This is a genomic window from Devosia sp. 1635 (assembly GCF_013185955.1).
Lineage (GTDB): Bacteria > Pseudomonadota > Alphaproteobacteria > Rhizobiales > Devosiaceae > Devosia.
The window spans coordinates 353,273-379,045 of record NZ_JABAOM010000005.1; the positions used below are offsets into that span (position 1 = coordinate 353,273).

Consider the following 25,773-nt stretch of genomic DNA (forward strand, 5'->3'; position numbering starts at 1 on the left):
CTCAAAACTACTCGACTTCGAGCGTTACCTCAAAACCCTTGCGCGACACTTCGCTATAAGGGCAGATCACATGGGCGCGCTGCACCACATCCTCGGCGGTGGCCTTGTCGAGCCCCGGCAGGTGCACTTTGAGCGCCGCCTGGATCCAGAAACCCTCACCGTCTTCGCGGTCCCGGAAGCTGACTTCCGCCGTCACCGTCGAATCCTCGCTGATCGGGGTCTTGGTCTTGCGCGCCGCACCCTTTATCGCGCCCAGAAAGCAGGCCGAATAGCCCAAGGCAAACAACTGCTCGGGATTGGTGCCACGCGCACCGTCGCCACCCAGTTCCTTGGGTGTGGTCAGCGTCACATCGAGCACGCCATCATCGGTCGCGCCGTGGCCGGAGCGGCCGCCGGTGGAAGTGGCGCGGGCGGTGTACATGATCTTCGTCATTGCTTTTGATCCTTTGCTGGGTCGAGCCCCAAGCTTAGTCTGTCCAGTGCTTGCCGTTGCAAGGCTTTTGACGGGCTTGGTTACGTCTCATTGAACGCCTCGATCGCTAATATGGTCGCATCGGCGGCAGGAAGGCCTCAACCGGCCGAAGCTACCTGCACCATTGCTGAGGCCTTGCCGTCCCTCCCCCTTGAGGGGAGGGACCGAGGGAGGGGGTCGTCGTGTCATCACACCGGAGCTTCCCGGAGCTGAGCCCCATTGCACCCGCTCCAGCGAACAATGCCTTCGCCTCGCGCCCGATGGTTGGAACAATGCGGGGGCTCTATATCAAGGGGGACAATCAGCCATCCCCGTCTCCGAAAGGCCCGACCATGATCGACGCCAGCGTTCAAACCGATATTCGCTCCCAGCCCCTCCTGCCGCTGACGACGCGGCTGGGTCCCGTCCATCTTGCGGTCACCGACCGCGCCAAGGCCCTCGCCATCTGGCGCGACGTTGTTGGCCTGCGCCTGCTGTCGGAAACCGGCAATGCGCTGGTGCTGGGGGCAGGGGACCAGCCCCTCATCGTGCTCGAAACCGGCGCCCTGCGGCCAGCCGTGGCGCGCACGATCGGGCTTTATCATGTGGCCATCCACGTCCCCAGCCGCGCCGACCTCGCGCAACTGGCCCTGCGCGCGCTCGCCCATAATGTGCGCATCGCGCCCACCGACCATCTGGTGTCCGAAGCCATTTATCTCTGGGACCTCGACGGCAATGGCATCGAGATCACCTTCGAGACGCCCTGGCGCGGCACGCTCGGCCATCCCGATCAGGGTCATTATGCCGTCACCGCCGATGGCCAGCCCCATTCGGGCCGCGACCCCATCGATCTGCGCGCTCTGCTGGCTGATGAACTCGGCCCCAACCCACTGCCGCAGCAGTCGATGCCGGCCGGCACCCGGATCGGCCATATCCATCTGCATGTCTCCGACCTCAACCTCGCCACCACCTTTTACCGCGACGTCATCGGCTTTGCCGGGTTCCTCTTGATCCATTCCTTTGGCATGGGCGATGTCGGGCTCGACTACATGCCCCATACCCTGGCCTACAACATCTGGTCGGGTCCCGATGCCGTGCTGCCGCCGCCCGGCTCGGCCGGCCTGCGCTGGTTCACCATCATCGTGCCGGATGCGGCGACCCTCGCGGCTGTTGAAGGGCGGCTGCAAAATTCGGGCGCTGCGATCGCCCCGATCGAGGGTGGCATCGAAACGCGTGACCCATTCGGCAACCGCGTGCATATTGTGGTTGGCTGAGCCCTGGTGAACAGGCGTTCAGAACCCGTTCATCAAGGTGGCAGAACCATGAAAAACGCCGATGACGTGCTGCAATTCTGGTTCGTCGACCATGGCCCGGACGACTGGTTTGGCGGCAAGCCCGAGTTCGATGCTGCCCTCAGCGAGAGCTTTGCCGACACCCACGCCCGGGTCGGCAAGGCAGAAGCCTGGACCTGGCGGCACAGCCCCGCCGGGCGCCTCGCCGAGATCATCGTGCTCGACCAGTTCTCGCGCCAGCTTCATCGCGGCACTGGCCAGGCTTTCGCCTGGGATTCCATGGCCTTAGCTCTGGCGCAAGAAGCCCTGGCGCTAGATGCCGACCATGCCGTGGAAGCCATCCGGCGGCCGTTTCTCTACCTGCCCTTCATGCATTCGGAGTCCATCATCATCCAGCATGAAGGGGTTCGCCTCTATCAGGCACTGGGCGATCCCGAGCAGCTGCAGTTCATGCTCGATCACCTGCACGCCATTGAGCGCTTCGGCCGCTTTCCCTTCCGCAACAAGGCCTTAGGCCGCACCAGCACCCCCGAGGAAGAGCACTACATGGCCGAAGCGGGTGATCGCAGGTTTTAGCGCAACCATGCTCTCCCTCGCTCCGTTGAGCGCAAAAGGAGATCGATAATGGAAGTTCAATCCGGCCCATCCATCTGGCTGATCCTGCTCACCATCGGCGTCATCGCCCTCGCGCTCGCCGTGGTGTTCGGCATCATGCGCAACCGCAATCGCAGCTCGGGCGAAAAGGCAGTCACGGAAGCTGCAACCCGCGCGACCTACCAGGCCGAAGACCGCGACCGCACCTAGCTGAGCAGCGCCGGGTCGACCAGCGCCCCCTTCTGCCCGATCACAATGCCAGCGACCCGGTGCGCCGCCTCTGCCGCCTCCTGCAGGCCCTTGCCGGCCAGCCGGGCGCTGAGATAAGCGCCGTTGAACGAATCCCCTGCGCCCGTCGCATCAACCACGCTCCCGGCCGGCGGTGGCGCGACCTTCACCCGCTCGCTGGCCGTCGCCACCAGGGCGGGGTTGCCACCATCCTTGACCACCACTTCTCCCACACCAAGCTCGAGATAGCGCTCTGCCGTTTCCTCGACGCTGGCATCACCGAACACCGGCGCTTCGTCGCCATGAGTGGGCAGGACGATGTCGCAAAGGCTTGCGGCCGCCGTCAGCATGGACGCCATCACGCGCTGGCTGGTCCACAGCGCCGGGCGCAGATTGGTGTCGAACACGACAGTCGCCCCCGCCTCACGTGCCGCCACTACAGCCCCCAGCAGGCGGCCCCGCGCCCGCGGCTGCAGGATGGCCAGCGTGATACCGGAGAAATACACCATGCTGGCGCCCTCGAGCGCGGCGTGGAGAGCACCCTTGTCCTCGGCCAATAGTCGCGCTGCCGATTGGTCGCGCCAATAGGTGAAGTGCCGGTCCCCGCCTTCCTGATGGATTAGATACAGCCCCGGGCGCCGGTTCTTGATCGTGCCGATATGCTGGGTGCCGATGCGGTGCTGCTCAAGGAACGCCCGGATATCGGCGGAATAGCGGTCTTCGCCGAGCGCCGTGAAGTAGTCCACCGACCACTCAGGCTCAAGGAGCGCACGCATATACCAGGCGGTGTTGAGCGTATCGCCGGCATAGCCGAGCCGGTATTGCCGGTCCTCGCCCCCGCTCATCTCGATCATGCATTCTCCGATGCTCACGAAGCGCTTGCTCAAGGCTGAACCCTCCTGTTGTGGCTTCGCTTATGGGCGAAAAGCCTGGCGCCCCGCAAGGGCGGCTGCGACAGCTTCACCGCTGGAAAGCGCTCAACTCCATCTTCCATACAAGCGCGAAGCTGCTTATGGTGCGCCCGCTTACAGGAGTTTACTTGCCGATGCCGCGTCTGAACGCTTCCTTGCTCGCCAATCCGCCACAAGGCGTCCGTGTGCCCGATTACGATCGAGGTGCGGTGACACCCGGGATTGTCCATCTCGGCATCGGCGCGTTCCACCGGGCCCACATGGCGGTCTATGTCGACGATCTGCTAGCTCAGGACCCGAGTTGGGGCATTGTGGGCGCGAGCCTGCGCCGCCCCGACACCAAGGATGCACTCGGGCCGCAGGATGGGCTTTATACGGTTGCCGTGCGCGACGTGGCGGGCACCAGCACACGCATCATCGGCTCGATCCTCAGCGTAATGGATGCCAACACCCAGCGCGAGGAATTGCTGACGCTCCTGGCCTCTCCTGCCATCCGCATCGTTTCGCTGACAGTGACCGAGAAAGGCTATTGCCACGACCCGGCCACCGGCGAGCTCGACGAAAATCATCCCGACATCACTTACGATCTGGCCCATCCCAGCGAACCCCGCTCGGCTCCCGGCATCATCGTGAAAGCCCTGGCCCGTCGCCGCTCGTCGCAGCTGCCCCCGTTCACGGTGATGAGCTGCGACAATCTCCCATCCAATGGCCACACCACCGCCCGCATCATCACCCGCTTTGCGGCGCTGCGCGACGCCGAACTGGCGCGCTGGATCGAGGACAATGTGCGCTTCCCCAGCACCATGGTCGACCGCATCGTGCCCGCGACGACTGACGCCGATCGCGCCATGATCGAGGCGGCGACCGGCGTTGCCGATGCCTGGCCGATCATGACCGAACCCTTCACCCAATGGGTGATCGAGGACAGCTTCTCGGCTGGCCGGCCCCAGTTTGAGCGGGCGAGTGCTACCATTGCCGAGGACGTCGAGCCCTTCGAGCGCATGAAGCTGCGCATGCTCAACGGCTCCCACTCTACCTTGGCTTATCTGGGCTTTCTGGCGGGCCACCAATATGTCGCAAACGCCGTCGGCGATCCGGCTTTCGCCGCGCTGATCCGTGGTTTGATGACCGAGGAAGTCATGCCTACGCTCCACATGCCGGGCGTGGATCTGGGCGCCTATCGCGACCAGTTGCTCGAGCGGTTCAGCAACCCGGCCTTGCAGCACCGGACCTGGCAGATTGCCATGGATGGCAGCCAGAAACTGCCCCAGCGCCTGCTTGGCACTATCCGCGACCGCTTGGCGGCCGACCAGCCATTCACCCGGCTCGCGCTCGGGGTTGCGGCTTGGATGCGCTATGTCACAGGTGTGGATGAAAGCGGCGAAAGCATCGATGTGCGCGATCCGCTCGCCATGCGAATGATGGCGATCGCGGCTGATGCCGGTGATGATCCCGAAGCGCTGTTCGATGGTCTGGTCGCTCTCAGCGAGGTGTTCGGCACCGACCTGCCGGACAATGCCGCGTTCCGTGCGGCAGTGCTCGCTCATCTCGACAGCCTCTACGAAATCGGCGCTGCCCAGACAGTCGCCGAGGTGGTACGAGGCTGAGCCGCTAGCCTAGCCGCGCACCGCACCTTTGCGCCGCTGGCGCGCTGCCACCAAGCAGCGGGCCAGCCGCTCTGACCAGAACTGCACGCCAGCCACTTCGAGGATCTCGTCGTGGCGGATTTCGATCATCGTGGACTCAAGCCCCCGGCCGTCGCCATGCTGTTCCAGCGTCAGGGTCACACCGCTCTGGGCGGCATAAGGCAGGTTCCAGCCGACATTGAGTTCGGGATCCTCGGCCTTGAGCGCGTCATAGAGCGCCCGGGTGAAGCGCTGGTCACTGCCATGGATCAACCCGATGGGCCAAGGTCGCGCTACCCCGTGGTAAACGGGGGTAAAGGAATGCACGCAAACCAGAACCGCTTCCCGTCCGGCATGGCGTCGCGCTTCCAGCAAGGTGTGGATGGAGGCGTGATAGGGCTGGTGGAAGTGGCTGATCCGGAATTGCCGCTCGGCTTCATCCAAATTCCCATTGGCCAGGATCGGCGTTGCTTCCGACAAGGTCCAGATCAAATCGGGTGCATCGAGCGCGCGATTGCAGTCGATCACCAGCCGCGACACCGTTGATTGCACGAGGGGCGCGTCGAGCGCGTCGGACAAGGCCCGGCTGACGGCAAGTGCCCCCGGATCCCAGGCGATATGGCTCAGCCGTTGGACCTGCGACAAACCAAGATCGCCATAGCGTTCGGGAATGCGGTTGGAAGCGTGGTCGCACACGATCACGAAGGGCGATGTGCCCCGCGCATTGGTGACCACCACGGCCTTATCGGACGATACCACTACTTTGCCCCCGAACAGGTCCGCTCGCGAGCCGCACTAACCCCAGCCTCGGGCAAGCTGTCAACGCAGCGACCGCCGAATTCCTCTGAACCATCAGTGCTGGTCCACCAGGGCCATGAAGGACTTGGTGTCCATCACGAGCAGGGGATCGATCGGCCCGATCGCATCGACATCCTTGCCGGCGTAGTCAAGCCGATGCAGCACCGTGCGGATGAGGTTGAGCCGTCCCCGGCGCTTGTCATTGGAGCGCACCACCATCCAGGGGGCGTGGGGCACATCGGTATGCTCGAACATGGCGTCTCGCGCCCCGCTATAGGCTTCCCAGCGTCCCAAAGCTTCGATGTCGATCGGCGAAAGCTTCCAGACCTTGAGCGGGTCGTGACGGCGGTCGTGAAAGCGCTTGAGCTGCATTTCCCGGCCGATCGAGAGCCAGAACTTGAACAGATGGATGCCGTCATCGGTGATGCGGCGCTCAAATTCGGGGGCTTCCTGGAGGAAGTGCTCCACTTGCTTGGGCGTGGCATAGCCCATTACCCGTTCGACCCCCGCCCGGTTGTACCAGGAGCGGTCGAACAGCACGGTTTCGCCACCCGCTGGCATCCATTCCACATAACGCTGGAAGTACCACTGCGTCCTTTCCCGATCATTGGGCTTGGGCAGTGCCGCAATCAGATTGTGTCGGGGGTTGAGATTGGAAAGATAAGTCTTGATCGTGCCGCCTTTGCCCGCCGCGTCGCGTCCCTCGAACACCAGCATGACGCGCTCGGCCGTCGTCAGCAGATGAGCCTGCAGCAGCACCAATTGCTTTTGGAGTTCATACATCTCCGCCTCGTAGATCTCGAGGTCGAGCTTGTCGGCATAGGGGTATCCACCCGAGCGCATCGCGTTCTTCTTGATCGCTTCTGGCAGTTTGGGATTGTCGATATCGAAGTCGTCGAATGGATCGCTCAATCTTGTCGCTCCGCTGTCACGTGGACCGTGTTATAGAGATTATTTAGCACGCAAGAGCCGCCAAACTTGGGCGGTCGGTACTCCAAAGCCAATGGACGACGCCAACATTCCTCAAACTGTTCTTTCAGCTGGCACAGTGGCCGCGCCGAAATTACCTGTGCCCGCTATTCTGCTGGTGGTTGTGGCGGGCGTGCTGCTGGCCCTGGTAACCTGGTGCGGGTTGACCTGGTGGGGCGCCTGTTTAGGTTTTGCCGTGCTGGCGGCAACCATTCTTTGTCTCCCCATCGCGGCGCGACCGACGGATTTGATAACAGCCCCAAGCGTTGCATTGGCTGCGCAAGCCGCGGAAGACGACGCTGCTGTAGCCGCCTTTGCCGATGCGCTGGTCGACCCCTGCCTGGTTCTCGATGCACGCGCGACCTTGGTTCACGCCAATGGCGCTGCGCAGCGCCGCTTTCCAGCGATTTCCGTGGGCAAGCGATTGACCCTGGCCCTGCGTAACCCCGAACTGGTGCAAGCGGTTGAAGCGGCGCAACGGACCGGCCGTGCTCAAACCATCGAGATTCACGAGACGTTGCCCTCCGAGACCTGGGACAAAGTGGTGATTGCGCCCCTGCTGCGCGCCGGCGAGCACTCCCAGCAACTGATCATGACGGTGCAGAGCCTGACTGAACTTAAGCGCGTCGATGCCATGCGCAGCGACTTCATCGCCAATGCCAGCCATGAATTGCGCACGCCCTTGGCATCGCTGCTGGGCTTCATCGACACCCTGCTTGGCCCGGCAGCCAATGATCCGGCTGCGCGCGAGCGGTTCCTTGGCATCATGCGCGGCCAGGCCGATCGCATGAGCAAGCTTGTCGATGACCTCCTTTCGCTTTCACGCATTGAGATGCACCAGCATATCAGGCCAACAGGGACCATCGAACTCGCCGGCTTGTTGCGCGAGGTCCGCGACGGGCTGCAAACCCAGGCCGAAGCGGCCGGGCTCGACATCGTCCTCAGCCTGCCCGAAGGACCGGCCCGAACCATTGGCGATCGCGGTCAGCTCTACGAGGTGTTCGAGAACCTCATCGATAATGCGCTGAAATACGGCTCGGGCGGTAAAACGGTGGAGGTCGTCCTGCTGCCCGCCAACAAGCTTGGCTTTGCCCATATGGTCAGCGTTGTGGATCATGGGCCCGGCGTGCCGCCCGAGCATGTGCCGCGCCTGACCGAGCGCTTTTATCGCATCGATGCCGAAACCAGCCGCAAGCGGAAGGGCACCGGGCTTGGCCTAGCGATCGTCAAGCACATCGTCAGCCGCCATCGCGGACAACTCAGCATCCGCAGCGAATTGGGCCAAGGCATGCGGGTAGACGTGCTGCTGCCCTGACACCTGGCGTGATGTGAGGTCTGTCCGCCTGAAATCGGGGCAGGGACTAGGTTCTGGCAAAGAGGGATTGAGGCGTTGGCCTCTGGAAAACTGCGGTTACCAGGCAGCCTCAACCGCGCGCCCAGGCCTTATCACCGGGCGCGGGCGCCGTTGCGCCCGCCGTCGCGACGCTGTTCAGCGGCGCTTCTTGTCGATCTGGTGGTAGGCCCGGCGCGAATGGAACTCGCAATAGGGGCCGCTTTCCTGGGCGTGGCCGCCGCAGAAGTAGAAATCCTTGGCCAGTGGGTCGCCGATTGGCCACTTGCAGGTCTGCTCGCTCAACTGCAGCAGGCTGAGGCGCTTGTCTTCGGGGATGAAGATTTCAGCCGCCGCGGGCGCCACATAAAGCTGGCTTTCCATTTCCGGGCTCACCGCCAGTGCGGTAGCGCCGATGGACTGGGGCCGGCTCGCCATCTGGCGCGGCTTGGAGGAAGCTGCCGCGGCCGTCATCGGGCTCGACGATCCAGTGGAAGGGGAAGACATCCGGCGCGGTGCCGGGCGGGGGGCTGGCCGTGAGCGGGCCGCCGTGTTGGTGGGCTTGGCGCGGGCCGACAGCTTGAGCCGGTGCACCTTACCGATCACCGCATTGCGGGTGACCCCTTCACCCAGTTCGCCAGCGATCTGGCTGGCGCTCAAACCTTCCATCCAAAGCTTCTTCAAGAGCTCCACGCGGTCGTCTGTCCAGCCTTGTGGCTGTGTCTCCGAAACCATTGTCAAAGCAGAATCCTTCATTGTCCCGCCAGAAGCTCCGGCAGTCGTGGTCGTCTACACTTCGTATGTCTAGCGGGTCCGCCACACGAGATATCGTGCTCCCGATAGGTCAGAGAGTACGCTATCGGCGGAATCGGGATCAAGAGTCCCCAGCCACTTTCCCCGGAAAATGAATGGTTAAGAAGGGGTAAAGAAAGCTTGAGTCAAATCAGGCACTTGCCGGCGGCCACATTGACTTTGGTGCGCGAAACGGCTCAATTGGCCGCGCGACGCGCTGCAGATTATGGCGCGTTTTTGATTTTTTCGGGGACGTAGTTGCAGAATTGCTGCGCTCCCGCCCATTGCTCGCCGACCAAGAAGGATTGCACCACCATGTCTGCGCTCTACGGCACCTATGCCCGCTCCGGTCTCGCCTTTGAGCGAGGCGAAGGCATGCGCCTGTATGACCAGAACGGCGTGGCCTATCTTGATTTCCATTCCGGCATCGCGGTCAATGCGCTGGGCCATGGCGATCCCCATCTGGTGGAAACGCTCAAGTCAGCGGCCGAGAAGGTGTGGCACACCTCCAATGTGTTCACTATTCCCGAGCAGGAGCGGCTGGGTCAACGGCTGGTTGAGGCCACATTCGCGGACTCTGTGTTCTTCACCAATTCGGGCGCCGAGGCCCTCGAATGCGCGATCAAGACCGCGCGGCATTACTTCTGGGCCAAGGGCGAAACCGATCGCTATGAGATCATCGCCTTTACCGGCTCTTTCCACGGCCGGACCCTGGGCACCATCGCCGCTGGCGGCAATCCCAACTATCTCGAAGGCTTCGGCCCGCCGGTCCCTGGCTTCAAGCACACCGCTCCCGGTGATCTGGCTGCGGTGGAGGCGCTGATCACGCCGCAGACCTGCGCCATTCTCATCGAGACGGTTCAAGGCGAAGGCGGCGTTTCTGCCATGACCCCTGAATTCATGCAGGGCTTGCGCCGGCTGTGCGATGAGCACGGCATGCTGCTCGTGCTCGACGAAGTGCAGTGCGGCTATGGCCGCACTGGCCGGTTCTTTGCCTTTGAGTGGAGCAACATTACGCCCGACATCGTCGCCGTAGCCAAGGCAATTGGCGGCGGCTTTCCGCTCGGCGCTTGTCTTGCCAAGGGTGATGTCGCGGCTTCCATGGTGCCTGGCACCCATGGCTCCACCTATGGTGGCAATCCCCTCGCCACGGCGGTGGGCAATGCCGTGCTCGACCGTATCCTTGAGCCCGGCTTCATCGAGCATGTCGACCAGATGGGCCAGCGCCTCGCCTGGCATCTGCAGCAACTGGCACAACGCTTTCCCGACCAGGTCCTGGAACTCCGCGGCAAGGGCCTCCTCGCTGGCATCAAGATCACCCCCCCGGTGCGCGACTTCGTCGAGCGCCTCCGGAGCGATCACCAGTTGCTAGCCATCGGCGCCGGCGAGAATGTGCTGCGCCTCCTGCCCCCTCTGATCGTGACCGAGGCTGATATCGAAGAAGCGGTGGGCAAGATCGCTGCCGCCCTCGAGGCCATCCAGACAGAAACGAACTAATCGCTGCATCGCAGCCAAGAACAACCGGACCCAGCTAACATGACCGGCGACACTAGACACTTTCTCAATATCGACGACTTCACCTATGGCGAGCTGCGGGGCATGCTCAACGCCGCTGTTTCCCTTAAGGACCGACTCAAGCAGGGCGATCGCCCCCAGCTCCTCAAGGACAAGGTGCTGGCCATGATCTTCGAGCGCCAATCTACCCGCACCCGCGTGTCCTTTGATGTCGGCATGCGCCAACTCGGGGGTGAAACCCTGATGCTCTCGGGCCAGGAAATGCAGCTGTCGCGCGAAGAAACGCTGCAGGACACTGCGCGGGTGATGAGCCGCTATGTCGATGCCATCATGATCCGCATCCTGTCCCATGCCGACCTCGTGGAACTGGCCGAAGGCTCGAGCGTACCCGTGATCAACGGTCTGACGCGCCGCGCTCACCCCTGTCAGATCATGGCTGACCTCATGACCTTTGAAGAGCATCGCGGTCCCATCAAGGGCGCCAAGATCGCCTGGGTGGGCGACAGCAACAATGTGCTCCATTCATGGGTCAACGCCGCCGAACTGTTTGAATGCGAGCTGACCATCGCGGTGCCCGACGAGTATTGGCCCGAAAAAGACTTGATGGAAGACATCAAGAAGGCCGGTTCCTGGGTCAATCTCATCGAGGATCCCCGCGAGGCCGTAGCAGGCGCCGATCTGGTGATCACCGATACCTGGGTTTCCATGGGCGATACCGATGCTGCCGAGCGCCGCCGGGTCTTGAAACCTTACCGCGTGGACACCAATTTGATGGCGCAGGCAGACAAGAACGCCTTGTTCATGCACTGCCTGCCTGCCCACCGCGGCGACGAAGTGACCGACGACGTGATCGACGGTCCGCAGTCAGTTGTGTGGGACGAGGCTGAAAATCGCCTCCACGCGCAAAAAGCCATTCTGTGCTGGGCCTTCGGGGTCGAAACGAACTGAAATCGTGCTGCCGGCCGGGCCGGATTATGCGCAAAGCACTGTTCCGGTTCTCCATTGAGAACTGAGTTGCCGACCCGGAGGGTTGGTGGCGGTGACAACAGTGACCGGTTCGGGTTGACTGTCCTGGGTTTCCAGCCATGCGAAAGTTTAAGCCAATGACGGACACTGCTGCCACTGAGAACCTGATGTCATCCCTGGGGCTGGACCGGCCCGAAACCGGGGACGACGCCGTGGTGCCATTTACGCTCGACAAGCTCGACACCCGTGGTCGATCCGTGCGCCTGGGGGATGCTCTCGACACTATCTTGTCGCGCCACGCCTATCCGGCCCCGGTCGCCCGCCTCCTGGGTGAAGCGGTGGTGCTGGCAGCACTGATTGGCTCCTCGCTGAAGTTCGAGGGTCGCTTCATCATGCAGACCCAAACCGATGGCCCGGTGAACCTGATCGTTGTCGATTTCGATGCGCCTGACGGCCTGCGTGGCTATGCGCGCTTTGACCGCGAAGCGCTCACCAAGGCTGCCGAAGAAGGCAAGCTCCAGCCCGGCCAGTTGCTGGGTCATGGCCATCTTGCCATGACCATCGACCAGGGCCCGCATACCGAGCGCTATCAGGGCATTGTTGCACTCGACGGGAACTCGCTCGAGGAAGTGGCGCATACCTACTTCATGCAGTCCGAGCAGATCCCCACCATGGTGCGCCTAGCGGTTGCCGAGTTCACCCGCAAGGGCGATCACCGCCCTCATTGGCGTGCCGGCGGCATGCTGATCCAGCATCTGCCCGAAACCGGCATGTCGGTGATGGCTGACCTGCCGGGCGATGGCAATTGGGACAATCCAGAGACTGCCGATCCTGACTTCGAGGAGCCGGACGGCTGGAACGAAGCCAAGACGTTGCTGACGACCCTTGAAGACGTGGAGCTGGCTGATCCTGATCTTTCGCCCGAGCGGCTGCTGTTCCGACTTTACCATGAAACCGGAGTGCGGGTGTTCTCCCCGCTGCCCATGGTCGAGCGCTGCACCTGTTCTGCCGATCGCATCGAGGACATGCTGGCCAATAGTTTCTCCTCCGAGGAGCGTCAGGAGATGGCAGTAGACGGTGAGATCGAAGTGGTTTGTGAGTTCTGCTCGACCGCCTATCGCTTCAATCCGCACCAGTTTGACGCCAAGCACTAAGTATCCTTGAAGTATTTGGCTATTGCCGTTGCCCCTCAAGGGGTGGCGGCATTTTGCTGCGTAAACCTTTTTACGCAGATGCAGCTTGCGTTGCTTTGCTCCTGTGCCAGTATAAACCCCTAGGGGCTGGGGCGGCGACCGAGATGTCCGATGCTGTGGAACTGATCGGGCAGGTGCTCGGCAATGCCTGTTTAGATGCGAGCATGGCCCGGGCCATTCTCGAAACGGCGCTGGAGCGAGAGGTTGATCCGCTGCATTATTGCGCCACGGTGCTGGGCGTCAGCGACGCCGCGCTTATGGAGCGTGCCGCCGCGTGGATAGGGCTGGCCTTTTACCCCAAGGTGCCAAGCCATCTTGAAGGTCAGTTGCAACCGTTGCGCCTGGAGGCTCTCCGGGACGTCCGGCTGGTACGCCTCAAGGTGCTGGACCGAGATGTGGCGTTCTGCGCCCCCGATTTCCTGGGGCTTTTACGCCTCAAAGCCGCGCTGCGGCAGCATCCCGAACTGGCCCGTTATTTATGTCTCGTCCCTGAGCGTAGCTTGCGCAGCTACCTCGTGCGTGGTGCGGGCAGGGCGCTGATCGACAGCGCGCGGCAGAACCTGAGCCGGCGCTGGCCGCGTGCGGCAGCCCAGCTGGAGCTGACCGCCGGTGCGCGCTCTGCCTTCGTGCTGGGTGTCGTGATGCTGGTGGCCTTAGTGCTGATGGCGCCCTATGTCAGTCAGCTCTACTTGTTGCCGTTCGCCATCCTGATGCTGGTGGTTCCCGCCCTGGTGCGGATCGCTGCCCTTGCAGTAACGCCCCACGAGGCACCCCAATCAAGCGAACGAGGCAATGACGCCGATCTGCCGGTTTATTCCGTGCTGATCCCGCTCCGCGATGAAGCCGCGATGGTGCCGCAACTTGCCGAGGCGATGACTGCGCTCAACTATCCACCCGACAAGCTCGATATCATCTTCGTCGTGGAGGCCAGTTCGACCACAACTGTGGAGGCAGTGCAGGCCCAACTGCACCACCCCCAGTTTTCCCTCGTTGCCGTGCCTGACGCGGCGCCGCGGACCAAGCCAAAGGCGCTCGATTTCGCCCTAATGTCACGGAGGATGCCGATCTCGGCATGCGGCTGGCGCGACTGCATCACGCGGTGGAAACCATCGATATCGGCACCGTTGAAGAAGCTCCCACACAGTTGGGCACCTGGATGGCTCAGCGCTCGCGTTGGATGAAAGGCTGGATGCAGACCTTCATCGTCCACAATCGCGATCCGAGACTCTTGCTGCGCCATGCCGGCCTTGGCCGAACGCTCGCCTTCGAGCTCATGATCCTGAGCATGATCATCGCGCCCCTCCTGCATGTGGGCCTGCTCGCAACCCTCCTCGCGCGTTGGCTGCTGGGGGTTTCGCCTTGGGCGAGCGGCTGGGATTTTTGGTCCCTGCTTTATCTGGGGATCTTCGCGCTCGGTTATGGCAGTGCGGTCGCGACCACTTGGGCGGGCTTGCGTCGCCTCGAGCGCGACGACCTGCTGCTGGTCCAACTCTTGTTGCCGTTCTATTGGCTCTTGTCGGCCGCAGCGACCTTGCGCGCTCTGCACGAACTCACCAATAGGCCATTCCATTGGAGCAAGACCAGGCACCGGCCGGTGTCCCGTAACCGATTGCGTCTCCCCGCACCGGCACGAACCGGTTGGCAGTTGTTCGCGGGTCGGTAATGGAGCAATGCGCCTGGCGCATGTCTCGGCTTGAAGGGGTGCCAAATACGGCGGTTTAGCTGGGAGAGAGCTGGCAGGGCTGATCCCCGCGCATGGCTGGAATGCCCCTTTGGCTCTGGTACATCGGGTCCCTCGGGACCATCTTGAGGTCATGAAAGCGGCCCGGCGATGTGTCGGGCTTGAACGAGGACCCGATCATGAGCACCCTGCGCAGCAAGAATTTGTTTGCGACCCTTGGCACCATCGCCGACGTCTTTGGCAGCGCTGCTGCCGCAGCGGCGGCAGTCGAGGCAGGACGTCAGCCCAAGGCCCGGCACCTTCGTACGCTCGGCATCGATGAGGCCGCTTTCCGTTCTGTCGGCAAGTTCTAACCCGCAAGGGTCAGGGGCGCGCCTCCCTCCCGCGACCCGATGAATTGCCTGAGAACGTTGAAAAGCCCGGACGACCTTTGGTTGTCCGGGCTTTTTTGTTTGGCACTCTGTGCCGGTTAGTCCTCGTCGCTCGCTAGCTGGCTCAGCATCTGCCCGCGCCCGCGCCAGCGCAGATAAAAGGGCAGGGCGACTGCCAACAAGGCCACGACATAAAGCGTTATCGCGATGGGGGAGTGGAACAGCACCAGGGGATCCCCTTGGCTGATTGCCAATGCGCGCCGCAATTGCTGTTCCGCCATCGGCCCCAAGATGAGCCCGACCACCACGGGTGCGATCGGATAGCCAAAACGCCGCAGCAGATAGCCGAGGATCCCGAACGCCAATAACAGCAGCAACTCGAATGAATAGCTGATTGGCCCTAGCCGCCCGGATATGCCGCCATTGGCGCCGAGCGTTCCGAGCGTCGCAAATACCAAAATTCCACCATAGAGCCAGGGCTTGGGAATGGTCAGCAGCCGCACCCACACGCCGATCAGCGGCAGGTTCAGCACGATCAACATGAAATTGGCGACGAGGAGGCTCGCGATCAGCGCCCACACCAGCGACGCGTTGCTGGTGAACAGGAGCGGCCCTGGCTGCAGCCCGAACTGCTGAAAACCGGCCAGCATGATCGCGGCCGTCGCGGTGGTCGGCAAGCCGAGCGTCAACAGGGGAACGAGCGTGCCCGCCGCCGAGGCGTTGTTCGCAGCTTCCGGCCCGGCGACGCCTTCGATCGCGCCTTGGCCGAACTCTTCAGGCCGCTTGGCAAAGCTCTTTTCCGCGCTATAGGACAAAAAGCTTGCGACATCCGCCCCGCCTGCCGGCATGGCGCCTATGGGAAAGCCGATTGCGGTGCCGCGCAGCCACGGGATCCAACTGCGCTTCCAGTCCTCCTTGGTCATCCAGACTGAACCTTTGACCGCGAGCACTTCTTCGTTCACCTGCGAGCGATCCGATGCGATCTTGAGGGTTTCGCCGATGGCGAACAAAGCCACGGCCAGCGTGGTCACCTCAATGCCGTCCAGGAGGTCGGGGATGCCGAAGGCGAGACGCGATTGCCCGGTCTGCAGGTCAATGCCGATCACCCCGAGGCCCAGCCCGATAAACAGCGCCGTCAGCCCCCGCAGCGCGCTGTCGCCAAAGGCCGCTGAGACAGTGATGAAGGCCAGCACCATCAGCGCGAAATACTCCGCTGGGCCGAAAGCCAGCGCAAATTTCACCACCCAGGGGGCGACAAAGGCCAGCGCCAATGTCGCGATCAGCCCCGCCACGAACGAGCCGATGGCGGCCGTTGCGAGCGCGGGCCCGCCGCGGCCCTTGCGCGCCATCTTGTTGCCCTCGAGCGCGGTGACGATCGAGGCACTTTCGCCAGGGGTGTTGAGGAGGATCGACGTGGTCGAGCCGCCATACATGCCGCCATAATAAATGCCGGCAAACATGATCAGCGATCCCGCAGGATCGAGCTTGTAGGTCACCGGCAGCAGCAGTGCGACGGTCAGCGCGGGGCCAATACCTGGCAACACGCCCACAGCGGTGCCCAAGGTCACGCCTATCAGCGCATAAAGCAGGTTCTGCCACTGCAATGCAGCCAGCAGGCCCTCACCCAAAAGACCAAAAGTATCCATTACATCAGCTCTCGATCAGGGGATAAGGCGTTCCAGCGGACCCGCAGGCAGCGACAACTGCAAGCCTTTGGCAAAGATGAACCAGACGATAAAGGCAAAGACGATGCCGATCGGGATGGTCTTCCAGAGTGGGCCGCGCCCGAATGCCTGGGCGGTGAAGGCAAACAGCACGCCGGTGGCGATGGAGAAACCCACAGTGGTCAGCAACAGCAGCTGCGCCACAAGGCCGCCAACGATCCAAAGGATCGGCACGTAATTATCGCGGTCGCGCGCAGGAAACTTGCCCCGCATGGCCTCAACCAGTGTCCCGGCCGAAAGCAGCAGTAGTCCACCGGCAATTACATAAGGGAACACGGTCGGTCCGACCTTGGCCTGAATGGGCGGGACGCGCATCTGGCTGGTCTGCCAGATGATCACCCCCGCAATCGCCGCAAGGACCGCCGCTATGACAAGCGCCGCCCCATCGGGGCGGCGCGAGAGATTGGGTTCGCCAGAGGTCATTGCACCAGGCCGATGTCTTTCAGGATGGCCTCGGTCGCTGCCGTATCGGCGGCAAGCTGGGCTGCGAACTCGTCACCGGCGAGATAGGTGTCGACCCAGCCCTTGGTTTCAAGCGTGGTCTTCCAGCTCTGCGAGTTCACCATCTTTTCGATGTCGGCGGTGATGGAAGCCTTCTGCTCGTCGGTGATACCGGGAGCGGCGGCAACCATGCGCCAGTTCTGCAGCGCCATGTCGATACCGGCTTCGCGCAGGGTTGGCGCATCGACGCCGGGGATGCGTTCGTCGCTCGATACAGCCAGCAGCCGCAATTCGCCAGCCGCGATCTGCGAAGCAAATTCGCTGTAGCCCGAAATGCCGACGGTGACCTGTCCGCCGAGGAGGGCTGCGAGAGCCTCGCCACCGCCGGAATAAGCGATATAGTTGACAGCAGTGGGATCCACGCCCACGGTCTTGGCGATCAGCCCTGCCGTGATGTGATCGGCACCGCCCGCCGAGCCGCCGGCCCAAGACACCGAGCCCGGATCGGCCTTGAGCTTGGCAACCAGGTCATCCATGGTTTGCAAGTCCGATGCTGCCGGCACCACCACCACGACGGCCTCGCCGGTAAGGCGGGCAATGGGCGTCACCTGTTCCAAGGTCACAGGAGATGCATTGGTGAGAATGGCGCCGACCATCACATAGCCGCCCACGATCAGGGCGTTGGGATTGCCGGTCGACTGGTTGACAAACTGCGCCAGCCCGATCGTGCCACCGGCGCCGGGAACATTGGTGACCTGCACATTGCCCGAAATCCCGTCGGACTGCAGCGCTTCCTGCATGGCGCGCGCGGTCTGGTCCCAGCCACCGCCTGGGGCCGCGGGCGCCATGATGGTGTAATCGGCAGCAAAAGCTGGCACCGCAAGTGCGCCGGTGATCAGCGCAGCAAAAACCAGTTTGTTCATAAGTCCTCCAAAACAGAAAATCGGAACGTCCTTGCCTCATGCCTGCATGATGCCGCGTTCCGGTGCCGGACAGTTGCCGGCGTGCCTCCAATAGCGCATTTTCGGGCCTCGCGCGCAATTGCCATTCTGAGCGAGAAGGCCGCTTCCAACCCGCGCTAGCGTGCGTCTCCATAAAATGCCGACGGTCCGGCAAAATCGTGGTTGCGCACGATCTGTGCCGTGGTCAACGCAATCTTGCCGGCGCCCGCCGCCGAGGGCTCGATGGCATTGGCATAATCGCCGCGAGCATCGAAGAGCACACGCAGGTCGATCACGGGCCAGCGGCGTCGAACCGCTTCGCGCGTGATGACGTCGTTGAGGAGGCCCAGCGCCAGATTGGACATGCGACGCTGCACGGGGTCATCAAACTGAACATCGTAGATGGTACACAGCGCGATCGGCAGCTTCAGGCCGGCCGCGGTGTCGAGCATTGCTCGATAGCCCTTCGCAAAGCCATCCCGCACCGGCTCGATCTTGCTCAAGGCCTGTGCAACCGATGTGGCCCGCTCCAGCAGCACGCCCGTATGGCGCAGCGCATCATTGCCGCCCGCGCTGACCACCAGATGCGTGGCACCACGGGGAACGCGGGCAAGTTGCTCAATGGTGCCCGCGATCAGTGCGCCATCGCGGGCCAGAAGACTGACTTGCGCGCTCGAGCCCACTTCCTGTTGCAACTGCTCCAGCACGGAGCCCGCGGGTTCCACATAAGCGCCGTTGTCAAGGATTGAGTCGCCGAGCAAGACCAGGTGCATGGTGGTTTTTATGCCGCGTGAGGTTGATCTATCCTCACCGACGCCATAGAGCGCCTTCCGTTCCCCGCGGTAAATGCGTATCAAGAGCATGTTCGCGACCAAGGACAACTCGGCTCAACGCTCCGCTGATCGCGGGGAATTGATTCCGGTTATAGCCGGGAGCCAATGTGGCTCTGGCGAGTTGAGTCTGCGCCAAAATGGAGGTTACTTGTGAACAGGAACGTAATAATCGGCATCATCGTCGTAGTCGTGGTGGTTATCATCGCGCTCTTCCTGATGAATAATTCCGGCACCAATACCGGAACGACGACCACTCCGGCCGAAACCACGGCACCTGCCGCACCGGCAACGACCACTACCCCTGCAGCACCCACGACCACGACCCCAGCTGCACCAGCAACTACCCCTGCCGCTCCCGCCACGCCATAATGGCACGCGGCTGACTCAAGCAAGGACCGCTTCGGGCTTGTGCCCTGAAGCGGTTCGTTCGCGTCGGTATATCTATTCGGGTTAGGATTATGCAGGTGTTCCGTTGATCCCGGTGCAGGCGCGCACGTCCACCGCGTTTCCCTACCGTCTGCTGGCCTTGGCAGCGGCACTATGTTTGGTCGCGTTTTCCTTGTGGGCGATCTCGGGCGAACTTCGCCGCGTGCTTCCGCCCCACGGGCTCTGGGATTTCGGGGCCTTTGTTGCGTCCGGACGCGCGGCAGCCCAGGGCCTCAATCCCTATGGCGTTTATCCGCCGCTGACCCCTCATGTGGTTTTTCCGGGCTTTGAAGCCTGGAACCCGAACTTGAATCCCCCCATTTCCGCGCTGCTGTTCCAGCTGTTCGATCTGGCCCCGCCCGAGCACTCGCTCTGGGTCTGGTCCTGGATCTCAGTTGCGCTTTATGCCGCCGCCGTGTTGCTGCTGGCGCAACGCTATGCGCCGGACTGGCGCGCTATCGTCCTCGTCGCCTGGGCCTTCGGGCTCGCTGGATTTTGGGACACGCTTTACCTTGGGCAGATCTATGTGCCGCTGGTCCTGGCTGCGGTTGGCGCCTGGCTGCTGCTGGATCGTGACCAACCCATCTGGGCCGGTGTGTTGATCGGGCTCGTAATTGCCATGAAGCCCAACTTCCTCGTTTGGCCGGTGCTGCTGTTCCTGTCGGGGCAGCGCCTGCCCAGCCTGGTATCGGTCTTTACCGCCGCTGTTATCAGCGCCATTCCTCTCGCCATCTATGGGCCTGAAATTTACCGCCAATGGCTAGAGTTGGTGGTTTCTGATGGGGAACGGGCGTTTTTCCTCACCAATGCTTCGATCTCCGGGCTTACCGCCCGTGCCGGCGTGCCCTTCCTGGGAACAGCGCTCAGCGCCGCACTGCTGCTCGCGCTCGCAGCCTGGGCGTGGTTCCGTCGGCCCGGCATCATGCAGGTCAGCGCCCTAGGGCTCCTCGCCGCAGTTCTGGCCTCGCCTTTGGGTTGGATCCACTACACCCTGTTCTTGCTGCCCGTGATCGTTGCACATCGCCAGCATTGGGCGATGTGGATCGTGGCCGCGCTCCTGGTCGTCCCGGTTCCCAAGATCCTTGGCTATTTCGGCGCCGAGCCATGGCTGCAATTCACGCTGGGCTCGGCCTATGGCTGGGCACTGGTGCTTTGCTTGATAGTGCTGCTGTTTTCGGATGGCAGCACAGAAACCAAGTCTGCTCCGCGCCGCACATAAACGCGCCAGTGGCGGGTCTCGCTCGCCAGTTCGAAGTTCTGCGCGATATAGTCGGCATAGATCTCGCGCATGCCGTCCGCGGTCCAGTGCTCGATCGGCGTCTTTGGATCCATGATGATCTCGACGTCCGCCATGATCTCCGCCGCCGGTGGAAAATGGTCATGGTCAAGCGTTCGGCCCCAGTGGAACCAGGGGCTGTCGCCTTGGCTCACCGGTAGATCCAGTCCCGCTGCAAACGGGCTGACGAAGTCAAACGCCAGGACATTCTGCAGCGGCCGGTCGAGGCTCTCCAACGCCAAGGCCCCATCCAGCAGAGTTTCATGGTAACGCACGAAGTTGCGGTAGGCGCCATCCGACCAGAGGCGAACCAGCCGGACGCCGCCAAATTGGGGCAGGGGGGAAGGCTCGCCGGCACGACTGCTCGCCATGGCGGCATGGACGCCAAGCGAAAAGACATTTTGCACCGCCACCGGAAGCAGCAGCGTCGCCAGCAGCAGCGGTACGCCGGCGCCGCTCAGTGCGACGGGGTAGCGCTGGGAATTGGGCTCGCGCATCAGCAGTTCGGCAATCACCGCCGCACCGGCCCCGAGCGTCAGAATGCCGACGATCTGGAAGTTTTGCTCGATGATCAAAATGCCCGTCGAGGCGCAAAAGCCAACAAACAGCAGGTCGCGAAAACGGCGGCGCGCCAACAGCAGCAGGGCGGCGAACAGCGCAAACACCACCAGATCTGCCAGGTTGACCATCATGGTTTCGGCCAGCCGCTGTAGCTCAGGCAATCCACCACTGACCTCCTGGGCGAGCTGCAGATCAGCGACATGATTGAGAGTGCCGCCCCAGAGCAGCGCGATCGCGCCGATAGAGATGGCGCAAAGCCCCAGGGCGAGCGCCATGCGTCCTCGTTGTTGCCGATCGAGCAACATGAACACCAAAAAGGCGAAGCCCACGAGCCCGTAGCTCGCCTTGGTGTAAAGCATCAGCAACACCAGCAGTGCGGCACAAACGGCATCCACCAGCGCCTGCTGCCGGCTATCATTGAATGGTCGCAGATACATCACCAGCAACAATCCGAGCGCCGACCAGCCGATCCGGTTGTAGAACATGGCAAAGGACAGGTCCGAGACTGCTTCACCCGGATTGACCGGGACGGCAGCTACGGCGAGCAGGAAGACGGCGGCGGCCATGCCGGTGATGGGGTGCATGCGGCTGGCGATCAGCGGTGCGCCGATGCAGGCCAATATCAGCACGACCAGCGCCATGCCCACCGGCATGGCTGCCCCCAAACTGCCGCTCAGCGCCAGTCCTGCCGCCGGCAGATAAAAGGCCAGCGGCCCAAGAGAGGTGTGGAAGTCCACATTGGGCACTTGCCCCAAGACAATCCGATGCGCGCCATCAAGGAAAATGTAGAGGTCGTTGACGTATTTATTCGTCGCCGTTTGCCCCGGCACGGCGAGCATGGCCGCAAACAACACGCCCAGGGCGAGCACTGCCCAGCCCAGCCGGCGCGCCGTTGTCATGGTGCCGGGCCACCGCGAAAGTGCTTGGGTGCTGGGGGACGCAAGCGTCATGCGGGTGCTCCTGGCTGGGGCGGGCGGACATAAACTCGCCAAAGCTCGGTTTGCCCGGCCAGGACGAAATTTTGGGCGATATAAGCACCGTAGAGCCCCTCAAGTTGCCCCACATTAATGCCGACTGTAGGCACCATCACCACCATCACATCGGCGAAGAGTTGTTCAGGCGGCACAAAGACCGCCGCGTTGATATTGCGCCCCCAATGCATCCAGGAAAGATCGCCCTTAGGCGGCGCCAGGTTGAGCCCGGCCGAGAACGGATTGGCGAAATCCAGCACCAGCACGCGTTCGGGCACAACGCCTGCTTGCGCCAGCGCATCTGCTCCTGCGCCAAAGGTGCCGATATATTTTTCGGTGAAGCCCTGATCGCCGCGCGACCACAAGCGACCGAACCGCACCTGTTCCAGACCGGGCAGGCCCAGCGGTTGTCCCCACCCGGAAACGGCCATGGTGAAGTGAGACATCAAGGCGACTGTGTGGCTGCCAAGCCCCGGCAGCACCATGAACAGGAAAAGCAGCGGTGCGCCTGGGCTCAGTGCCAGCCTGCGGCCCCGCTGCTCGAGGCCGCGCAACAGGGTTTCGGCGGCCACCGCCGCGCCGGCGAACAAGGTGATGATGCCCCAGTTATGCGCATTCTGCATCAGGATCAGCAGCCCGGCGACCGAGCAGAAGATGTAAAACAGCAGGTCGCGCCAGCTGCGCGTCTGAGTGAGGGCTAACCCGGCTAAAATCCCAAACACCAGCAGGTCGGACAAATTGCGCAGCAGCGCATAAACATAGCCCATGGGATCGCGCTGGCCGCTCACCCGGGCGGTTTCCAGCAGGTCCTGGAGGTAAAGCCAGCTGCCCCGCCAGAACAGCTCCACCACCGCCATGGCCACTGCAATCAGCAGCAGTGCTAGCGCCGCCCAGCGCCATTGCTGGCGGTCAAGCAGCATGAAAATCACGAAGGCGAGAGCTACGGGGGCATAGGTGATCTTGAGATAGATCAGCAGCACGACAAGGATCGCGGCCGTGGCGGCATCGAGCCAGATGCCGAGACGGGTTTGCGGTCGCGGCCGCAGATACATCACCGCCAGCAGCGCCAGGGCAACCCAGCCGATGCGGTTGTAATACATCGCAAAGGTGATCGAGGAGAGCGAGTCCCCCAGATTGATTGGCGCCGCCAGCACGAGGACAAGGAAGGCGCCAAGCGCTAGGGCCAGCACCGGACGCAAGCGGCCAACCAGCACATGCACCAGCAGCGGCACAAACAGCACGATCAGCAGCGCCATCCCTACGGGGAGGGCGCCGCCCATTTGCCCCGAAACCCACAGCCCTGCCGCCGGGATATAATAGGCCAGCAGCCCAAGCGCAGTGTGAAAATCGCGATTGGGCACTTGCCCCCAGGCGACCCGATGTGCCCCATCAAGAAACAGAAGCAGGTCGTTCACATAGGCCGATGTGACCGTGCGGGCGGGCAGCGCCAGCAACAGCGCGCAAACCAGCGACAAGCCGGCAAGCACAGCCGCAGTGGCCCGGGCGCTCATCACGGCGCGAGCGGGGCAGGGTCGGCGGAAGCTGCTGGCATGCCGGTATCCGCCGGGTTGCGGCGGAACAGGCGCCAGTTCGGCGTTTGCGCCACCTGGGAATAGTTTTCAGTCACATAGGGCAGGTAGAGCTGGCCGACAGGTCCGCTCCCGCCCGCGCTGATCCGCTCCATCACCACGGCCGCATCGGCAAAGAGGTCTTGCGGGGCCGGATGGAAGGTTTCGTTCAGCGTTGCATTCCAGCGCAGATCGAGCTTGTCGCCCGCCGGCGGTGGCAAGTTCAGCGCCAGCGAGAAGGGGTTGGGTGTGTTGAGGACCTGAACGGTTTGCGTTGGCTCCGGAAGGTTCTCCAGCGCGGCCAGCCCATCGGTGATGGTGCCGAGATACCAGGTGCTGCCATTGAAATCGCCATTGGTCCAGAGATTGGCCAGCCGCACGCCTTCGAGGCGCGGAATGGCCAGGGCCTGCCCGCCATTGACCAAGGCCGTGCCGGCATGCAGCAGCAGGGCGGTCGAGCAATGCACGATGGTGGGCAGCAGCAAGGCCGCAAAGTAGAGCGTGACCCCGGGCGGGTTCACCACGGCCCCGGCCGGGCGACCAGCGCGCGCGGCCATGTTGCGCAACAGATATTCGGCCGCCACCGCTGCCCCCGCATGGAGGGTGAGGATGCCCCAGCGCTGCTCGCTCTGGTTGATGAGCCAGTAGCCGGCGACGGCGCAGAACAAAAAGAACAACAGGTCGCGCCAGTTGAACCGCCGCCAGAACAACAGGGCCACCAGCAGCCCAAACAGCAGATAATCGGCGAAATTGCCGAGCAGCAGATCAATGATGCTACCCTGCGTTCCGCGCCACCAGCCCCCGGTCTGCAACGCCATCAGCACGTCGCCGGCATAGCTGGCCGAGCCGTGCCACACCAACTCGATTCCGCCAGCAACCAACAGCGTACCGAGCAGCGCCCCACCCGCCCAGCGCCAACGGCCGGTGATCAGCATCAGCAGCAGGAACGCACCACCGACCATTCCATAGGTGGCGCGGGTATAAACCATCACCAAGACGAGGATCGTGGCGCAGGCAATATCGAGCGCCACGCCACGACCAACGGCTTTCTTGGGCTCGACATACATCACCAGCAGCAGCGCCAGGCACACCCAGCCGATGCGGTTATGAAAGAACAGGAACGACAGCGCGGTAACGCCTTCGCCCAAATGCATGGGCACGGCCAGGACCAGGAACAGAAAAGCGGCAAAGGGCAGGGCCAGCGCCAGATGCAGCCGCGAGCTCAGTACATGCGCCGCGATCGCAGCGACCACCACCAGCAGCAACCCCATGCCGATTGGCAGGGCAGCGCCATAGCTTCCGCTCAGGCCAAGCCCAAAAGCGGGCAGGTAATAAACGAGCGGCCCCAAAGCGGAATGGAAATCCCGGTTCGGCACCTGGCCCCAGGCAATGCGATGAGCGCCGTCGAGGATCGAAAACAGGTCCTCCAGCCCCCTCGTCGCGATCGTTTCCCCCGGCAAGGCGAGAACAAGCGCCAGCACAACGCCCAGCCCGAAAATCAGCAGCGCCGGCGCACGCCAGCGGCTGCGCTCTTGTTCGAGCACACCCCGCGAATGGCTTGCCGCCGACACCATGCTAGAGCCGGAGCTTCTTGAATACCGGCTCGGGAATGGCGGTGATGATCATCATCACGTAGCGCCACATCCAGCGCACATAGATCACGTCGCGGGGCCGGGCGCCGTCGGCCGCAGCCAGGATGGCGTCGCCCACCTCTTTGGGCTCGGCGGTCAGCGCCGGCGGCAGCTTCATCCCCGCCGTCATCCGTGTGCGCACGAAGCCCGGCTTGACCGTCACGACGCGCACCCCGGTTTGCGACAGCCGGTTGCGCAGGCCCGAAAGAAAGGCGCTGAACCCGGCCTTAGCCGCCCCATAAACATAGTTGGAGCCACGACCGCGGTCGCCCGCTACCGAGCTCACGCCCACAATCGTGCCCGAGCCGCGCGCCTCGAACTTTTGCGCCAGCAGACCCAACAGCAGTGCGGGGCCCTCGAAATTGGTCCGCAACACTACGGCGGCATGATCAAGATCGCTCTGGGCGCGCTCCTGCTCACCCATTTCGCCGACCACGCACACCACGGTGTCGGGCAGGGCCGGCAGGCCGGTGATGAAGCTCTCAAAGCTAGAACTGTCGGTCACATCCAGCATATGGAGCGAAACCGCGCCGCCGCTTCGTGCCGCGAGGTCGGCGCGGTTGCGCTCGGCGCTGGCCACATTGCGGGCGGTCAGCAGCACGGTCCAGCCCTGCGCGGCATAGGCGCCCGCCGTAGCATGGCCGATATCGGAAGTTGCGCCGATCAAAAGAAGCGTCTTGGACAT

General features: G+C 62.9%; 26 protein-coding genes. 13 read left to right on the forward strand and 13 right to left on the reverse strand.

From position 1 onward, the window contains the following. Positions 1-7: 7 nt before the first annotated feature. Positions 8-433 carry an organic hydroperoxide resistance protein gene (locus tag HRU92_RS17920; protein WP_127752012.1) on the reverse strand — a complete coding sequence of 142 codons (426 nt, stop codon included), beginning with the start codon at positions 431-433 and terminating at the stop codon, positions 8-10. Positions 434-804: 371 nt separating this feature from the next. On the opposite strand from HRU92_RS17920, the gene HRU92_RS17925 reads away from it, so the two are divergent. From HRU92_RS17925 to HRU92_RS17935, 3 genes are read left to right on the forward strand one after another with little or no spacing between them, the layout of a single operon-like run. Next, positions 805-1,725, forward strand: coding sequence for a VOC family protein (locus tag HRU92_RS17925; protein WP_172122432.1), 921 nt, complete (start codon positions 805-807; stop codon positions 1,723-1,725). A gap of 48 nt (positions 1,726-1,773) precedes the next feature. Next, positions 1,774-2,319, forward strand: coding sequence for a DUF924 family protein (locus HRU92_RS17930; protein ID WP_172122433.1), 546 nt, complete (start codon positions 1,774-1,776; stop codon positions 2,317-2,319). Positions 2,320-2,367: 48 nt separating this feature from the next. Continuing rightward, positions 2,368-2,547, forward strand: a complete 180-nt coding sequence (locus HRU92_RS17935; RefSeq protein WP_172122434.1) for a hypothetical protein — start codon at positions 2,368-2,370, stop codon at positions 2,545-2,547. Here the strand turns inward: HRU92_RS17935 and HRU92_RS17940 are convergent. After that, the gene (locus HRU92_RS17940) at positions 2,544-3,452 is read right to left on the reverse strand and encodes a sugar kinase (RefSeq protein WP_172122435.1); all 909 of its coding nucleotides are present in this window, start codon (positions 3,450-3,452) and stop codon (positions 2,544-2,546) included. The genes HRU92_RS17935 and HRU92_RS17940 overlap by 4 nt on opposite strands. Before the next feature lie 158 nt (positions 3,453-3,610). Here HRU92_RS17940 and HRU92_RS17945 point away from each other — a divergent pair, with 158 nt between their 5' ends. Continuing rightward, positions 3,611-5,083, forward strand: a complete 1,473-nt coding sequence (locus HRU92_RS17945) for a mannitol dehydrogenase family protein (RefSeq protein ID WP_172122436.1) — start codon at positions 3,611-3,613, stop codon at positions 5,081-5,083. A 9-nt stretch (positions 5,084-5,092) separates the two neighbouring features. Here HRU92_RS17945 and HRU92_RS17950 read toward each other — a convergent pair whose 3' ends face one another. Further along, complete coding sequence (locus HRU92_RS17950) at positions 5,093-5,860, reverse strand: N-formylglutamate amidohydrolase (protein WP_349236670.1); 768 nt, start codon at positions 5,858-5,860, stop codon at positions 5,093-5,095. A gap of 93 nt (positions 5,861-5,953) precedes the next feature. Further along, a complete protein-coding gene (gene ppk2 / locus HRU92_RS17955) occupies positions 5,954-6,811 on the reverse strand; it encodes a polyphosphate kinase 2 (protein WP_348983126.1) in 858 nt (285 codons plus the stop codon). A 157-nt stretch (positions 6,812-6,968) separates the two neighbouring features. Here ppk2 and HRU92_RS20905 point away from each other — a divergent pair, with 157 nt between their 5' ends. Continuing rightward, the gene (locus HRU92_RS20905; RefSeq protein ID WP_172122437.1) at positions 6,969-8,183 is read left to right on the forward strand and encodes an ATP-binding protein; all 1,215 of its coding nucleotides are present in this window, start codon (positions 6,969-6,971) and stop codon (positions 8,181-8,183) included. A 174-nt stretch (positions 8,184-8,357) separates the two neighbouring features. On the opposite strand, the gene HRU92_RS17965 is transcribed toward HRU92_RS20905, so the two are convergent. Next, positions 8,358-8,933: a GcrA family cell cycle regulator gene (locus HRU92_RS17965; protein WP_282567795.1), complete on the reverse strand. Its 576-nt coding sequence runs from the start codon at positions 8,931-8,933 to the stop codon at positions 8,358-8,360. Positions 8,934-9,305: 372 nt separating this feature from the next. On the opposite strand from HRU92_RS17965, the gene HRU92_RS17970 reads away from it, so the two are divergent. The 6 genes from HRU92_RS17970 (at position 9,306) to HRU92_RS17995 (ending at position 14,698) form a co-directional block, all read left to right on the forward strand. Continuing rightward, the gene (locus HRU92_RS17970) at positions 9,306-10,487 is read left to right on the forward strand and encodes an aspartate aminotransferase family protein (RefSeq protein ID WP_172122439.1); all 1,182 of its coding nucleotides are present in this window, start codon (positions 9,306-9,308) and stop codon (positions 10,485-10,487) included. Positions 10,488-10,526: 39 nt separating this feature from the next. Beyond that, positions 10,527-11,453: an ornithine carbamoyltransferase gene (gene argF / locus HRU92_RS17975; RefSeq protein WP_172122440.1), complete on the forward strand. Its 927-nt coding sequence runs from the start codon at positions 10,527-10,529 to the stop codon at positions 11,451-11,453. A 185-nt stretch (positions 11,454-11,638) separates the two neighbouring features. Next, entirely contained in the window at positions 11,639-12,625 is a 987-nt protein-coding gene (locus tag HRU92_RS17980) for an Hsp33 family molecular chaperone (protein ID WP_248305311.1), read from the forward strand. 143 nt (positions 12,626-12,768) lie between these two features. After that, on the forward strand, positions 12,769-13,845 hold the full coding sequence (locus HRU92_RS17985) for a hypothetical protein (protein ID WP_173088816.1): 1,077 nt from the start codon (positions 12,769-12,771) through the stop codon (positions 13,843-13,845). After that, the gene (locus HRU92_RS17990) at positions 13,737-14,327 is read left to right on the forward strand and encodes a hypothetical protein (RefSeq protein WP_173088818.1); all 591 of its coding nucleotides are present in this window, start codon (positions 13,737-13,739) and stop codon (positions 14,325-14,327) included. Before HRU92_RS17985 ends, HRU92_RS17990 begins: the two co-directional genes overlap by 109 nt. Before the next feature lie 197 nt (positions 14,328-14,524). Then, positions 14,525-14,698 (forward strand): hypothetical protein, encoded by a 174-nt coding sequence (locus HRU92_RS17995; RefSeq protein WP_164854717.1) that lies wholly within the window; start codon positions 14,525-14,527, stop codon positions 14,696-14,698. Positions 14,699-14,814: 116 nt separating this feature from the next. Here the strand turns inward: HRU92_RS17995 and HRU92_RS18000 are convergent, their stop codons facing one another. The 4 genes from HRU92_RS18000 to HRU92_RS18015 form a co-directional block, all read right to left on the reverse strand. After that, positions 14,815-16,362: a tripartite tricarboxylate transporter permease gene (locus HRU92_RS18000; RefSeq protein ID WP_172122442.1), complete on the reverse strand. Its 1,548-nt coding sequence runs from the start codon at positions 16,360-16,362 to the stop codon at positions 14,815-14,817. A gap of 15 nt (positions 16,363-16,377) precedes the next feature. Next, entirely contained in the window at positions 16,378-16,863 is a 486-nt protein-coding gene (locus HRU92_RS18005; protein ID WP_172122443.1) for a tripartite tricarboxylate transporter TctB family protein, read from the reverse strand. Continuing rightward, positions 16,860-17,804 carry a tripartite tricarboxylate transporter substrate-binding protein gene (locus tag HRU92_RS18010; RefSeq protein ID WP_172122444.1) on the reverse strand — a complete coding sequence of 315 codons (945 nt, stop codon included), beginning with the start codon at positions 17,802-17,804 and terminating at the stop codon, positions 16,860-16,862. Before HRU92_RS18010 ends, HRU92_RS18005 begins: the two co-directional genes overlap by 4 nt. Before the next feature lie 155 nt (positions 17,805-17,959). Beyond that, the gene (locus tag HRU92_RS18015; RefSeq protein ID WP_172122445.1) at positions 17,960-18,697 is read right to left on the reverse strand and encodes an SGNH/GDSL hydrolase family protein; all 738 of its coding nucleotides are present in this window, start codon (positions 18,695-18,697) and stop codon (positions 17,960-17,962) included. A gap of 108 nt (positions 18,698-18,805) precedes the next feature. On the opposite strand from HRU92_RS18015, the gene HRU92_RS18020 reads away from it, so the two are divergent. Continuing rightward, positions 18,806-19,024 carry a hypothetical protein gene (locus HRU92_RS18020; protein WP_127752029.1) on the forward strand — a complete coding sequence of 73 codons (219 nt, stop codon included), beginning with the start codon at positions 18,806-18,808 and terminating at the stop codon, positions 19,022-19,024. A gap of 112 nt (positions 19,025-19,136) precedes the next feature. Continuing rightward, on the forward strand, positions 19,137-20,300 hold the full coding sequence (locus tag HRU92_RS18025) for a glycosyltransferase family 87 protein (protein ID WP_349236732.1): 1,164 nt from the start codon (positions 19,137-19,139) through the stop codon (positions 20,298-20,300). On the opposite strand, the gene HRU92_RS18030 is transcribed toward HRU92_RS18025, so the two are convergent. Genes HRU92_RS18030 through HRU92_RS18045 form a run of 4 tightly spaced genes read right to left on the reverse strand, consistent with a single transcriptional unit; the run spans position 20,213 to position 25,773 of the window. After that, complete coding sequence (locus tag HRU92_RS18030; protein ID WP_210259536.1) at positions 20,213-21,868, reverse strand: hypothetical protein; 1,656 nt, start codon at positions 21,866-21,868, stop codon at positions 20,213-20,215. The genes HRU92_RS18025 and HRU92_RS18030 overlap by 88 nt on opposite strands. Then, positions 21,865-23,400, reverse strand: a complete 1,536-nt coding sequence (locus HRU92_RS18035) for a hypothetical protein (RefSeq protein WP_172122447.1) — start codon at positions 23,398-23,400, stop codon at positions 21,865-21,867. Before HRU92_RS18035 ends, HRU92_RS18030 begins: the two co-directional genes overlap by 4 nt. Further along, complete coding sequence (locus HRU92_RS18040; protein WP_172122448.1) at positions 23,400-25,031, reverse strand: hypothetical protein; 1,632 nt, start codon at positions 25,029-25,031, stop codon at positions 23,400-23,402. Before HRU92_RS18040 ends, HRU92_RS18035 begins: the two co-directional genes overlap by 1 nt. A 1-nt stretch (position 25,032) precedes the next feature. Continuing rightward, the gene (locus tag HRU92_RS18045; RefSeq protein ID WP_172122449.1) at positions 25,033-25,773 is read right to left on the reverse strand and encodes an SDR family oxidoreductase; all 741 of its coding nucleotides are present in this window, start codon (positions 25,771-25,773) and stop codon (positions 25,033-25,035) included.

Excerpts from the sequence above, each read along its gene's own strand:
- HRU92_RS18030 (WP_210259536.1), bottom strand. The coding sequence starts at position 21,868 with ATGACGCTTGCGTCCCCCAGCACCCAAGCACTTTCGCGGTGGCCCGGC.
- HRU92_RS17920 (WP_127752012.1), bottom strand. The coding sequence starts at position 433 with ATGACGAAGATCATGTACACCGCCCGCGCCACTTCCACCGGCGGCCGC.
- HRU92_RS17930 (WP_172122433.1), top strand. The coding sequence starts at position 1,774 with ATGAAAAACGCCGATGACGTGCTGCAATTCTGGTTCGTCGACCATGGC.
- argF (WP_172122440.1), top strand. The coding sequence starts at position 10,527 with ATGACCGGCGACACTAGACACTTTCTCAATATCGACGACTTCACCTAT.
- HRU92_RS17945 (WP_172122436.1), top strand. The coding sequence starts at position 3,611 with ATGCCGCGTCTGAACGCTTCCTTGCTCGCCAATCCGCCACAAGGCGTC.
- HRU92_RS18045 (WP_172122449.1), bottom strand. The coding sequence starts at position 25,773 with ATGTCCAAGACGCTTCTTTTGATCGGCGCAACTTCCGATATCGGCCAT.
- HRU92_RS17980 (WP_248305311.1), top strand. The coding sequence starts at position 11,639 with ATGTCATCCCTGGGGCTGGACCGGCCCGAAACCGGGGACGACGCCGTG.
- HRU92_RS17965 (WP_282567795.1), bottom strand. The coding sequence starts at position 8,933 with ATGGTTTCGGAGACACAGCCACAAGGCTGGACAGACGACCGCGTGGAG.
- HRU92_RS17990 (WP_173088818.1), top strand. The coding sequence starts at position 13,737 with ATGCGGCTGGCGCGACTGCATCACGCGGTGGAAACCATCGATATCGGC.
- HRU92_RS17985 (WP_173088816.1), top strand. The coding sequence starts at position 12,769 with ATGTCCGATGCTGTGGAACTGATCGGGCAGGTGCTCGGCAATGCCTGT.
- HRU92_RS18035 (WP_172122447.1), bottom strand. The coding sequence starts at position 23,400 with ATGAGCGCCCGGGCCACTGCGGCTGTGCTTGCCGGCTTGTCGCTGGTT.
- HRU92_RS18010 (WP_172122444.1), bottom strand. The coding sequence starts at position 17,804 with ATGAACAAACTGGTTTTTGCTGCGCTGATCACCGGCGCACTTGCGGTG.
- HRU92_RS17935 (WP_172122434.1), top strand. The coding sequence starts at position 2,368 with ATGGAAGTTCAATCCGGCCCATCCATCTGGCTGATCCTGCTCACCATC.
- HRU92_RS17925 (WP_172122432.1), top strand. The coding sequence starts at position 805 with ATGATCGACGCCAGCGTTCAAACCGATATTCGCTCCCAGCCCCTCCTG.
- HRU92_RS18000 (WP_172122442.1), bottom strand. The coding sequence starts at position 16,362 with ATGGATACTTTTGGTCTTTTGGGTGAGGGCCTGCTGGCTGCATTGCAG.
- HRU92_RS18040 (WP_172122448.1), bottom strand. The coding sequence starts at position 25,031 with ATGGTGTCGGCGGCAAGCCATTCGCGGGGTGTGCTCGAACAAGAGCGC.
- HRU92_RS17995 (WP_164854717.1), top strand. The coding sequence starts at position 14,525 with ATGAGCACCCTGCGCAGCAAGAATTTGTTTGCGACCCTTGGCACCATC.
- HRU92_RS18005 (WP_172122443.1), bottom strand. The coding sequence starts at position 16,863 with ATGACCTCTGGCGAACCCAATCTCTCGCGCCGCCCCGATGGGGCGGCG.
- HRU92_RS17970 (WP_172122439.1), top strand. The coding sequence starts at position 9,306 with ATGTCTGCGCTCTACGGCACCTATGCCCGCTCCGGTCTCGCCTTTGAG.